This window comes from Bradyrhizobium sp. (assembly GCF_035273305.1).
Lineage (GTDB): Bacteria > Pseudomonadota > Alphaproteobacteria > Rhizobiales > Xanthobacteraceae > Bradyrhizobium.
Window position 1 is genome coordinate 1 of the sequence record NZ_DATEPI010000297.1, and the last position, 11302, is coordinate 11302.

The window sequence follows — 11302 nt, forward strand, 5'->3', positions numbered from 1 at the left end:
ATTTGACGCTGAGCCAGCATATGCCTCAAGCGCATGCCGAAAGCTGAAATTGATGTCCGTTCGCATTGTTGATGTCCGTGAAGTTACGAAGCCGATCTCCTCGCCGATCCGCAACGCCTATATCGATTTCACCAAGATGACGACGAGCCTGGTTGCTGTCGTGACCGATGTGATTCGCGATGGCAAAGCCGTGGTCGGTTACGGCTTCAATTCCAATGGCCGCTATGGACAGGGAGGTTTGATCAGGGAGCGTTTCGCGCCGCGACTGATCGAGGCAGACCCGAAGAAATTGCTCGATGATACCGGCGACAATCTCGATCCCGATAAAATCTGGGCGACGCTGATGTCCAACGAGAAGCCGGGCGGGCATGGCGAGCGATCGGTGGCCGTCGGCACGATCGATATGGCAGTGTGGGATGCGGTGGCGAAGATCGCGCGCAAGCCGCTATTTCGATTGCTGGCAGAACGGCACGGCCGAAACGCCAACTCGCGCGTGTTCGTGTATGCCGCGGGTGGTTATTATTATCCTGGCAAGGACCTCTCGATGCTGCGCGCCGAGATGCGTGGTTATCTCGATCGCGGCTACAATGTCGTAAAAATGAAAATCGGCGGCGCGCCGATCCCGGAAGATCGCATTCGTATCGAAGCCGTGCTCAAGGAGATAGGCAACGAAGCGCAACTGGCTGTCGACGCCAACGGCCGCTTCGGCCTCGAGACCGCGATCGCCTACGCCAAAATGCTGCGTGACTATCCATTGTTCTGGTATGAGGAGGCCGGCGACCCCCTGGATTTCCAGCTCCAAGCGGCACTCGCCGAATTCTATCCCGGCCCGATGGCGACCGGTGAAAACCTGTTCAGCCATCAGGACGCGCGCAACCTTCTTCGCTACGGCGGGATGCGGCCGGACCGTGATTGGCTGCAGTTCGATTGCGCGCTGTCGTACGGGCTGTGCGAATACCAGCGCACTCTCGAGGTGCTAAAACAGCAGGGATGGTCGCCGAGCCGCTGCATCCCACATGGGGGACATCAGATGTCACTCAACATCGCCGCCGGATTGGGTCTCGGCGGCAATGAAAGCTATCCGGATTTGTTCCAGCCGTATGGAGGTTTTCCTGATGGCGTTCGAGTTGAACAAGGTCACATCACCATGCCGGATATATCCGGCATCGGCTTTGAGGGAAAATCTGACCTTTACGTGGAGATGAAGGCGTTGGCTTCGTAAGTCGATCAGGTTAGCCGCATATCCAGCAAGCGGCGGCCTTCGCTTTTAATCAGTCGCTTGACGGCGCTGGACGCGGCGATCTCGCCGTGATTGGCATATGCTTCATGGTTTTTCTCGATGTCCTCGAGGCGATAAAGATAGTTGACCATGATCCCCGCTGATTCACGCAGGCCTTTTGGCGAAAGATCGCCCAGCCAATCGATCCGCTCCAGCCGCGCGCCGTTGCCGATGTGGAATCGCTCGACCGAATCAATCAACCTGCCTTTGGGCGTGCGTGCCTTCAGGAAATAATGCGCTGCGAGTGGTTCAAGCACCGAACGCAGTTGCGCCGCGAGTTCCGGATTTGCGAACCAATCTGGCGTATCGAGATGTTGCAGGACCGCCCGATCGTCATCGGCGATCGGAACATCATCCGCCTGTTTCACCCATTCCATGAAGCCGGGTACCGGAGACAACGTCACGAAGTTTTCGAGCTTCGGCAATTCGCGTTGTAATTCCTCGACCACCTGCTTGATCAGGAAGCTGCCAAAGGAAATTCCGCCGAGGCCGCGCTGGGTATTGGAAATCGAATAGAATACGGCGGTGCGGGCGCGCGCCGTCGGCACAAGCTGCCGGTCTTCGGCGAGCAGCGGCGCGATAGCCCCCGGAATTGACTCTGTTAGCGCCACCTCCACAAAGATCAGCGGTTCGTCAACCAGCGCCGGATGAAAAAACGCGTAACATCGGCGATCGATCGGGTCGATTCTGCGGCGCAGGTCGTCCCAATCACGGATTTCATGAACCGCCTCGTAGCGAATAATCTGCTCGAGAATGTTCGCTGGTGTCGACCAATCTATCCTGCGCAGCACGAGAAACCCCCTGTTGAACCACGAGGTCAGCAGATGGGCAACGTCGCGGTCCAGCGCGCCCAGTTCCTTGTGACCCTTCATGAGGCGGAGTAGATCGGCGCGCATCGCGACCAGATCGCTGGTGCCCCCCGGCGCCCGGTTCAATCGTCGGATCAATTCCTGGCGGCGCGGCTCCGAGGCAAAATGCAGCTCACTGGCGTCTTCGTCGCTGGGCTGCGTGCGCCAGCTTTCAACTGCCTTGGCGAGCTTTTCCCGGTCTGGACCGAAGTCACGCGTCAGGGCCTCGAACAATGAAAGCCGTTCGGCCTCGTTCAGATGATGATAGCGGTCGAGAATCTCGCGCGCGATCGCTGTGCCGGAGGCTTCGCCCCGGCCGGAGAGCAGGGCTTCGCACAATCCGATCAGTTCAGCCCCATCCGGCTTTGCCTCCGGTGAGCCGACGCGGCGAAGCAGGATGCGGCCGCGCTCCGAGATTGAGGTGAGGAGGTCCGAGAAAAAAGCGTTGCTACTCATGTCGCGCGGTCAGCTCCAGTTTGTCAGGAACTTACACGGGATTTAAGGCAAAGCCGATCACAATCAAGCGGCGCTGATCGCGTTGATTCGTTTTTACTCCTCGTTTTGTTCTTCGAAAATCAAGCCTGAAACGCAATTGCCAGCCGGGTCTCGCGTGTCCTGATGACAGGGATTGGCGTTTCAGCGATACTAAAAGTCCAGATACCGCCGGGATAAATGAACAGGTTGCCGCAAGACCGAGGATTCGAATTATGAACAGCCCGGCCCGGGTGATCAGTTTCGTTAACGCAGCGCATTTCATCGACCACTATTCAATGTTGATCTTCGCCGCTGCAGTCATCGTCATGGGACCGGCGCTCGGCATGTCCTATTCGGAGCTGTTGCCCTACGCCACGCCGGGGTTTGTGGCCTTTGGCGCCGGCTCGCTGCTGACCGGCTGGCTCGGCGATCGCTGGAGCCGGCGTCATATGATGGCGATCTTCTTCGCCGGAATTGGCGCGTCGATGATCGCCGTCGGCCTTGTGCAGTCACCGCTGCAGCTCGGCGCAGCGCTGTTGTCGATCGGTGTGTTCGCGTCGATTTATCACCCGGTCGGCACCGCAATGATCGTGTCCTATGCCGATAGGCTTGGCCGCGAAATGGGTCTGAACGGCGTTTGGGGCAATCTCGGGGTTGCCTCTTCGGCGCTGGTCACCGGCATAGCCGGCCAGTATCTCGGATGGCGCTGGGCTTTTATCATTCCAGGCGTAGTCACGCTGTTGATCGGTTTGGCCTTCATGAGCACCGTGGTCCATGAGGATCGCTCCGGCCACAAACAGGCGGCCGCGCAAGCCCGCGTCGCGAAACAAGACATGTGGCGGGTGATCGTGGCGTTATTGATCGTGGTGATCGCTATCTCGACCACCTTCAACGCCGTGACGGTGGCGTTGCCCAAACTGTTCGCCGAACGGCTCACTGACTTGACTAAAAGTCCGGCCATGCTCGGCCTCATTGCAGCCTGCGTCTATGTTTTCGGTGCGATGACGCAATACACGATCGGCAAGTTGATCGATCGCTATTCCCTCAAGGCGGTCAGTCTTCCGCTGTCTTTTGTGTTGGCGCCGTTCCTCTATCTGGCGGCGACGTTGTCGAACCTGCCGCTCATCGTCGCCGCCATCGGCATCGTCATGGGCGCATTTGGGCAAGTGACCGTGAACGACGCGATGGTCGGCAAATACACCAGCGAGGAATGGCGGTCGCGCGCCTATGCTGTTCGTTATTTCGTCGGCTTCACTGCAGCGGGTGCTTCGGTAGGGCTGGTCGCCTGGCTGTACGAGCAGGGCGGCTTCGTCACCATGCTGCACGCATTCGCAGGTTTGTGCCTGCTGGTCATCGCCGCCGCGATCATTCTGCCGACCGAGATCAAGGTGACGGCTCAAGTGCGGTGAACGCCCGAAAGTTCAAACGAAACCGCTCCCATCTTCGAAATTCTGAGGGCGCATCAGCACCGCCAGCGGACCCCATCCACTGCGAAGCGCATGTGCAATTGCACAAATTCGCGGCAGTTCGAGGCTGACAACTTCGCAAAACCCCAATTTTCCGACAGTTTCGATCGGCCCGCGGTGCTGGCATGTCGATTGCACTTCCTGAATGCGGCGCCTCAAACTCTTCGCGAAAGAAGGAAGCTGTAATGTCATATCTCGTCCCTTCGGAATTCGTCACCAAGATGGTGGATGCCGGGGAATCCAAAATATTCATGTCCACCCGGGACACGGTGATCCGGGCCTATATGGCCGGCGCGATCCTCGCATTGGCTGCTGCGTTCGCAGTGATGGTGAACGTCCAAACCGGCTATCCGATCATCGGCGCTATTCTTTTTCCGGTGGGCTTCTGCATGCTTTATCTGCTGGGATTCGATCTCCTCACCGGGGTGTTCGTGCTTAGCCCGCTTGCGTTGATCGACAAGCGGCCGGGAGTGACCCTTGGCGGCGTGCTGCGGAATTGGGGCCTGGTATTCATCGGCAATTTCCTGGGCGCTCTGACTGTGGCCGTCATGATGTCGATCGTTTACACTTACGCCTTCTCGACACCACCGGACAAAGTCGGCGTGGTGATTGCCGGCATCGGCGAGGCGCGTACGCTCGGCTACGCCAAATACGGCGCCGCCGGCATGCTCACGCTGTTCATTCGCGGCATGCTTTGCAATTGGATGGTCTCTACCGGCGTGGTCGGAGCCATGATTTCCACGACGGTTCCCGGCAAGGTAATCGCGATGTGGATGCCGATCATGGTGTTCTTCGCAATGGTGTTCGAGCATTCCGTCGTGAACATGTTCCTGTTTCCTTCGGCGCTGCTCATGGGCGGACATTTTTCGATCCTGGACTATTTCATCTGGAACGAAATTCCGACCGTCGTCGGCAATCTGGTCGGTGGGCTTTCGTTTACGGGACTGACCTTGTACGCCACCCACGTCAGGACGGCCCCTAAGCGCGATGTCAGAGCAGTGCGGGCGCGCGCGGTTGCCTGATTTGCTCGGGCAAGGGAGCCTTGCCTCGAGTAAGGTAAGGCTCCTCTTTTTTTGGCCCTGATGCATGCCGCGCGAATTGCAAATATCGATCGGGCAGCATTCCGACAAAGGTCGCAAGCAGACCAATCAGGATTTTCACGGCGCCCTGATCCCCACCGAGCCGCTCTTGAGCCTCAAGGGCGTTGCGATTGTGCTGGCGGATGGGATCAGCAGCAGCAACGTCAGCCAGGTCGCAAGTGAATCGGCCGTAAAGAGTTTTCTCACCGATTACTATTGCACCTCGGAATCCTGGTCGGTGAAAACCTCGGCGCACCGAGTATTGGCCGCTACCAATTCCTGGCTACATTCTCAAACGCGTCGAAGCCACTACTCCTACGACAAGGACAAAGGTTACGTTTGCACCTTGAGCGCAATCGTCATCAAGTCCACCACGGCGCATATTTTTCATGTCGGCGATTGTCGAATCTACCGGCTGGCCGGCAGCGCGCTCGAGCAGCTTACGGAAGATCACAGGCTCATTGTTTCATCGGAGCAGAATTACCTGAGCCGTGCCCTGGGCATCAATCCGCAGATCGAAATCGATTACCATGCGGTTCAAGTCGAACGAGGCGACGTGTTCGTGCTGGCGACTGACGGGGTTTACGAGCACGTCAGCCCGCGCCTCGTCGCCGCTGCGATCAATGACAATCCGCAGGACCTGGACAGGGCGGCAACCATCATCGTTGACGATGCTTTCGAGCGCGGCAGTCCGGACAATCTCACCGTCCAGATCGTCCGGATTGATGAAGTGCCGGATGGCGCCGCGGCCGAGATCTTGAGCCAATCATTCGAATTGGCGTTGCCGCCGCTGCTCGAGGCAAGGACTGTATTCGACGGCTATCGTGTCGTCAGGGAGGTGCATGGCAGCAGCCGCAGCCACATCTATCTGGCGGTAGACATCGAAACCGATGCCCTCGTGGCCATAAAGATCCCCTCAATCGACCTGCGGAACGATCCGGCTTACCTCAAGCGCTTGATGATGGAACAGTGGGTGGCGCGCCGGATCGATAGCCCGCATGTGCTGAAAACCTTCCTGCCTGCAAGAAAGCGCAATTACCTTTACGTTGTCACCGAATTCGTCGAGGGCCAGACCCTGACGCAATGGATGATCGATCATCCAAAGCCCGATTTGGAAAAGGTGCGCGGCATCGTCGAGCAGATCGCCAAGGGTTTGCGCGCGTTTCACCGCAAGGAGATGCTGCATCAGGACGTCAGGCCGGACAACATCATGATCGACAAGACCGGGACGGCGAAGATTATCGATTTTGGTTCTACCAAGATCGCCGGTGTCGCCGAAGCCGCGCCGCAGCCAGACCGTCACGACGATATCTTGGGTACGGCTCAATATACCGCGCCCGAATATTTCCTCGGCGAGGGCGGCTCGCCGCGTTCGGATATGTTTTCGCTTGGCGTGATCACCTATCAGATGCTGACCGGGAAATTGCCGTATGGTTCTCAGGTTGCGAAGGCAAGAACCAGGTCCCAGTTCAGCAAATTGAGATACTACTCCGCGCGCGGCGAGAACCCGGGCATTCCGGCGTGGATTGATGGGGCGCTGCGAAGGGCGGTGCATCCGGACCCCTTCAAGCGGTACGAAAGCCTATCCGAATATACTTTCGATCTTCGCCATCCGAACGAAAAATATCTGGATTCGTCGGCTCGGCCCCTGATAGAGCGCAATCCATTACTGTTCTGGAAAAGCCTCTGCGCCGTCCTCGTGTGCATCATCCTCATCATGCTGATCGCTCAGCATGGCATTCGGCACTGAAGCCTATTAGAGGCCGCAACGCGCGCAAGCTGCTGAGAAGCTCGGGCGGCCAGCGGAATCTGGGTTTGCAGGCTCCCCCGCAATCAATCAGGATGGCCCTTAAAGGCTCAATCGTTCACCCGAGCCAAGGGGAGGCGAATTCGATGTTCAGGGAAATTTTGCCGCCGCTATCGGCTGCATATTTGGGGGTCTGTTTGATGATGGCTGGTCCTGCGAATGCCGACGCCTTGAAAGACGAAATCGCGCCGACCGGAAAGCTGCGGGTGGCAATCGCGATCAGCCCGGCCGGTGGCGCGTTCTGGTCAACCAAAACCGAAACGGGAGGGTATGCCGGGGTACCGGTCGATCTCGGCAAGGAGATGGCGGCCCAACTCGGGGTGCCCGTCGAATATGTCGTGCATCAGAATTCGGGACAGATTGTTGACGCCGTGGGGAAAGGCGCTTGGGACGTGACTTTCCTGCCTAAAGACCCCGAGCGCGAAGCGAAGATGTCGTTCGGGCCCACTTACGAGGTCGCGGATGCGACTTATATCGTCAAACCCGGTTCATCGGTGACGAATTTTCATACCCTGGATCAACCCGGCGTCAAGATCGCGGCCGTCAATAACACCACCACCATGCGCGGCGCGATCGCGCATTTGAAGAATGCAAACGTCACCGGCTATCAGACCTACGACGAGATCTTTGCCCTTCTCAAGAGCGGCGAGATCGATGCGTTCGCGTTGTCCCGCGACCAGCTCAACGCCATGGCCAAAAAGATTCCGGGCACTCGCGTGCTGGATGAGACTTTCAAGAAGACGGTCACCGCAGTGGCAGTGCCGCCCCACCGTCCTCAGGCATTGGCGTTCGTGACCAAATTCATGAACGACGCTACCTCGAACGGACTTTTGCGCAAGGCCTATGACAACAACGGCCTAAAGGACGCGCCGATCAGAACGCAATAATTCGAACAGTATAACGTCACGCGGGCAGCATCGGCGGATCCTCTCCGCCGATGCTTGCCGCAGGTTTAGCGCGGACGGAGACCTTTCGCATCGTTGTTTGGCGCACCCGTCGATTTGCCCGGCTGCAGCTTGACGGGCGGCTTTGCCTTGTTCGCTTGGCACGAAGCATCGCACGTCGGTCCGGGATGCCAATGGGAAGGCGGGCCAAAGCTGTAGGCGCTCGTGGCCCCGAGCAATATGCTGCCGGCGCTGGCAGCGAGAAGGAATCGGATGATCTTGTTGGTAGACATTGGGACACTCCTGTTGGGATGGATGGTGGTTTGGATGATTCACGGGTACGCGAATGCCGAACTCGACCGAGTTGGAGGCTCTACTGCGGACGAAAACCTTTGTTGCTGTTGGTCGGCGCCCCGGTCGACTTGGCCGGCTGCATCTTGGCGGTCAGCGGCTTGGTCGGCGGATAGACCGGCTTAATCGGGCGGGCGAAGCTCGCGCCGCTTGCGGCGGCGAGCACCAGACTGGCCGCGGTGGCGGCGAGAACAAACCTTACGATCTTGTCGGTAGACATCGAAACTCTCCTCGGCGTTTTGCTGATGGTTGGGTTGAGATGATTCACGGCTATGCGAACGCCGAATTCTCGGAGAGAGTTGATCATGAGCGCTGCAGCCTTCCTTCGTTTGACTCGCGTGCGTTGCAATGTTCCAGCCATGAGATCGCTCGCACATCGCGCCTCAGAAATGGCACGCGCGGCTTCCTACGGTATGCCGTATCGACAGCGTTATGCTTGCGTTGATGAACCAGGGTTGAACACTAAGCATCCTCCAATCGTAGGATGTGGATGCAAAATGGATCCCAGTGTTGCTTGTGTTTACGTCGCCAAGATCGTCATCGAAGATCTTCGTCGCGCAAAATGCCGGTGCTGTTTGAGGGTCGACAATGCGGATCGTCGAACTGATGTGCAATGATCTTTCCGGGCTCGATCGCGGACGGTGAGCCTAAGGGCACGATGAAAATCCCCGCGGTGAGTTTCCCGGTTCTGACCGCCTTTGTTAATGGATGCTGCCGAGTACGGGCTGGCGTTGTTGCCGACGCTTGCTGGATTTAGCGGGGGCTCAGTAGCGAGTGGCAATATGTAGCCGTGAACACGCGCGTACAGAGGCGTGCAGCCGATTCGGGCGCGGTTCGTTCCCCGCGCGTTCCCTGCGTTAACATACGGCCGGCTAGCGTCGCATTTTGAAACAGCGATGCTTTGAGATCAGGGACGCTGCAGCCGCCAGCCCACCACCGTCGCCTCGACGGTGCTGCCGGACTCATCATTGCGCCACTCGCCATTCACGTAGCGACAGGCAAATGGCAGTTGATACGTTCCGCTGTGGTCCTCGCAGAGTACCTGGACTGGCTGATCCCGCGGCGGTTCTCCTTCGCCATTGAATTCCGCCAGACGCCGTTCGCGCGTTGCCATTCCAATTCTCCGTCAAGCCGTAAGCCTTCCCGCGCTCAATCTGCCCAAGCCTGGCCTATCGCTGTTCTGGCAAGACCTCAACGCGCGAATGAGGTTTCCCTGTGATATCTTCAGCGCATCGCATTTAGCTCGCAAGGATTTGACTGCCGCGAGCACATCTTAACGAGGCCCTCGAATGATCGTCCGGATCGCTCTCATCGCCTCGGCGGTGCTCATCCCGTCGCTTCTGCCCGCCGGCCGCGCAGCGGCGCAGGACGTTCCCGGCATAGAAATCTGCACCGTCGAAAAGACTATGGAACGCCGCACCAGCTGCCTGCAGAGCAATGTCGACTTCCTGCACAAGACGATCACCAGGCTTTCCGCAGACCACCAGCAGAAACTGGATTCTGCCTATCGTCAGATCGACAGCCTGAAGATTGCAGTGGCTTCGCTGCAAAAGATCGTGGACGACCTGCAGACGACTAAAAAGAAGCCGGCCGAGGATCAAGCCAAGAAAGCCGAGCCGCCCCCGCCGGCAAAGGAGACCTCGCCGACGAAAGAGAATGCCAAGTGAAAGCGAAGAGCTTGCGCGGCTTCCTCAGCTCTTTTCACCGGACATCAGAGGTCCGAATAATTCCCAGCTCTCGCCTTTAAAGCGCATCATCTGAAGCTGCTCGAGCGGGGCGTAATCGGTCGGGCTTGTCTTGATTTTGGTGCCGGGTAGATAGATGCCGATTTCGAAATTCAGGTTGGCTGCCTGCTTGATGACATTGGCGCGGGTGAGATCATCGCCACACTGCCGCAGTACTTGCTCGAGGCCCTTCGCTATGCCGTACGCGAACACGGTTGCCGCGTCTTCCTGGTCGCCCTCCGGATACCACTTCGTCATGAACGTCCGCCATTCCTTCAGGCCGGGATCGTTCTTCCACTGGGGATCCTTGGGATCCTTCAGGTAGGCCGCGCTGAGAATGTCTTGTGCATTCTCGTATCCGGCCGGCTTCATGACGCTGCCCACAGAGACGGACACGTTGGTGAGGAAATGAATAGGTTTCCATTTCAGCTCGCCGGCTTTCTTGATCGACTGGGCTGCGAATTTTGGCGTCGATATATTGATCAGGATGTCCGGATTTGCTGATCTGATCTGTACGATCTGCGAATCCACTGTCGGCGAAGTGGTGTCGTACGAGGCCTCGATCACGATCAGCTTGCTGGCCTGATCACCAAGACCGTCATGCATTCCGATGACGTAGTCCTTTCCGAAATCGTCGTTCTGGTAGAGGATGCCGATGGTCTTGCCCGGAAGATTTTTAAGTATGTAGGCGGCGTAGATGCGGGCCTCGACCTGGTAGTTCGGCTGCCAGCCCATCGTCCACGGGAAATTCTTCGGGTCGTTCCACTTGGCGGCCCCGGTGGAAACGAATAGCTGCGGTACCTTTTTCGCGTTCATGTATTTTTGAATCGCGGTGTTGCCGGGCGTCCCCAGCGAATTGAAGATCAGCAGAACCTCATCGTCCTCGACCAGCTTGCGCGCCTGCTCGACTGTCTTTGCCGGATTGTAGCCATCGTCATAGGAGATGAAATTGATCTTGCGGCCGTTGATCCCGCCTTCCTCGTTGAGCTTTTTGAAATAGGCGGCTTCTGTTTTGCCGATCGTTGCATAGGCGGAGAGTGGCCCGCTATACGGCATGATGTTGCCGACCTTGATCTCGGTGTCGGTTGCGCCGGGATCGTATTTCTTCTGCGCGTCGGCGGCGCTGGCCACGCCCAACACGAGAAATCCCGCGAGCGCGACGGATTTGGCGTAATTCAAGACATGGTGGTGCATCATCGTCCTCCCTGACGTTGCTGGCCGAAGGCTCAGGCATTGTCTTGTAGGGCAGCTCAGTGAGCCGTCGGATGGAATGCGCTCACCAGTATGCACGATTGGCGAGACGTTGCCAGCAACGGGTTCCGCTATTTTAGCAACCGACCGGCTGATCTAGATCCGGTAAAACAGAGCTCACCCGCAAGGACTGTCAAAC

10 protein-coding genes are annotated in these 11302 nt (G+C 57.9%); 6 read left to right on the top strand and 4 right to left on the bottom strand.

Annotated elements, in window-relative coordinates:
* The first annotated feature begins 52 nt into the window (after positions 1 to 52).
* Positions 53 to 1222 (top strand): mandelate racemase/muconate lactonizing enzyme family protein, encoded by a 1170-nt coding sequence (locus tag VJV58_RS19425; RefSeq protein WP_324138990.1) that lies wholly within the window; start codon positions 53 to 55, stop codon positions 1220 to 1222.
* A gap of 5 nt (positions 1223 to 1227) precedes the next feature.
* On the opposite strand, the gene VJV58_RS19430 is transcribed toward VJV58_RS19425, so the two are convergent.
* The gene (locus VJV58_RS19430; RefSeq protein ID WP_324138991.1) at positions 1228 to 2583 is read right to left on the bottom strand and encodes a malonyl-CoA decarboxylase; all 1356 of its coding nucleotides are present in this window, start codon (positions 2581 to 2583) and stop codon (positions 1228 to 1230) included.
* Between the two features lie 251 nt (positions 2584 to 2834).
* Between VJV58_RS19430 and VJV58_RS19435 the strand changes: the two genes are divergently transcribed.
* The 4 genes from VJV58_RS19435 to VJV58_RS19450 all read left to right on the top strand — a co-directional run bounded on the left by VJV58_RS19435 (position 2835) and on the right by VJV58_RS19450 (position 7840).
* A complete protein-coding gene (locus VJV58_RS19435; protein WP_324138992.1) occupies positions 2835 to 4010 on the top strand; it encodes an MFS transporter in 1176 nt (391 codons plus the stop codon).
* Positions 4011 to 4252: 242 nt separating this feature from the next.
* On the top strand, positions 4253 to 5089 hold the full coding sequence (locus VJV58_RS19440) for a formate/nitrite transporter family protein (RefSeq protein WP_324138993.1): 837 nt from the start codon (positions 4253 to 4255) through the stop codon (positions 5087 to 5089).
* Between the two features lie 64 nt (positions 5090 to 5153).
* On the top strand, positions 5154 to 6896 hold the full coding sequence (locus tag VJV58_RS19445) for a bifunctional protein-serine/threonine kinase/phosphatase (protein ID WP_324138994.1): 1743 nt from the start codon (positions 5154 to 5156) through the stop codon (positions 6894 to 6896).
* 200 nt (positions 6897 to 7096) lie between these two features.
* Positions 7097 to 7840, top strand: a complete 744-nt coding sequence (locus tag VJV58_RS19450; protein ID WP_324138995.1) for an ABC transporter substrate-binding protein — start codon at positions 7097 to 7099, stop codon at positions 7838 to 7840.
* 370 nt (positions 7841 to 8210) lie between these two features.
* On the opposite strand, the gene VJV58_RS19455 is transcribed toward VJV58_RS19450, so the two are convergent.
* Entirely contained in the window at positions 8211 to 8408 is a 198-nt protein-coding gene (locus tag VJV58_RS19455) for a hypothetical protein (protein ID WP_324138996.1), read from the bottom strand.
* 687 nt (positions 8409 to 9095) lie between these two features.
* Positions 9096 to 9302: a hypothetical protein gene (locus tag VJV58_RS19460; protein WP_324138997.1), complete on the bottom strand. Its 207-nt coding sequence runs from the start codon at positions 9300 to 9302 to the stop codon at positions 9096 to 9098.
* 175 nt (positions 9303 to 9477) lie between these two features.
* On the opposite strand from VJV58_RS19460, the gene VJV58_RS19465 reads away from it, so the two are divergent.
* Positions 9478 to 9855 (top strand): hypothetical protein, encoded by a 378-nt coding sequence (locus VJV58_RS19465; RefSeq protein ID WP_324138998.1) that lies wholly within the window; start codon positions 9478 to 9480, stop codon positions 9853 to 9855.
* 24 nt (positions 9856 to 9879) lie between these two features.
* Here the strand turns inward: VJV58_RS19465 and VJV58_RS19470 are convergent, their stop codons facing one another.
* Positions 9880 to 11109, bottom strand: coding sequence for an ABC transporter substrate-binding protein (locus tag VJV58_RS19470; protein ID WP_324138999.1), 1230 nt, complete (start codon positions 11107 to 11109; stop codon positions 9880 to 9882).
* Positions 11110 to 11302: the final 193 nt, after the last annotated feature.

Bases quoted from the DNA above. Each gene is read 5' to 3' on its own strand.
- VJV58_RS19455 (WP_324138996.1), bottom strand. From the start codon at position 8,408: ATGTCTACCGACAAGATCGTAAGGTTTGTTCTCGCCGCCACCGCGGCC.
- VJV58_RS19440 (WP_324138993.1), top strand. From the start codon at position 4,253: ATGTCATATCTCGTCCCTTCGGAATTCGTCACCAAGATGGTGGATGCC.
- VJV58_RS19445 (WP_324138994.1), top strand. From the start codon at position 5,154: ATGCCGCGCGAATTGCAAATATCGATCGGGCAGCATTCCGACAAAGGT.
- VJV58_RS19450 (WP_324138995.1), top strand. From the start codon at position 7,097: ATGGCTGGTCCTGCGAATGCCGACGCCTTGAAAGACGAAATCGCGCCG.
- VJV58_RS19460 (WP_324138997.1), bottom strand. From the start codon at position 9,302: ATGGCAACGCGCGAACGGCGTCTGGCGGAATTCAATGGCGAAGGAGAA.
- VJV58_RS19425 (WP_324138990.1), top strand. From the start codon at position 53: ATGTCCGTTCGCATTGTTGATGTCCGTGAAGTTACGAAGCCGATCTCC.
- VJV58_RS19465 (WP_324138998.1), top strand. From the start codon at position 9,478: ATGATCGTCCGGATCGCTCTCATCGCCTCGGCGGTGCTCATCCCGTCG.
- VJV58_RS19430 (WP_324138991.1), bottom strand. From the start codon at position 2,583: ATGAGTAGCAACGCTTTTTTCTCGGACCTCCTCACCTCAATCTCGGAG.
- VJV58_RS19470 (WP_324138999.1), bottom strand. From the start codon at position 11,109: ATGATGCACCACCATGTCTTGAATTACGCCAAATCCGTCGCGCTCGCG.
- VJV58_RS19435 (WP_324138992.1), top strand. From the start codon at position 2,835: ATGAACAGCCCGGCCCGGGTGATCAGTTTCGTTAACGCAGCGCATTTC.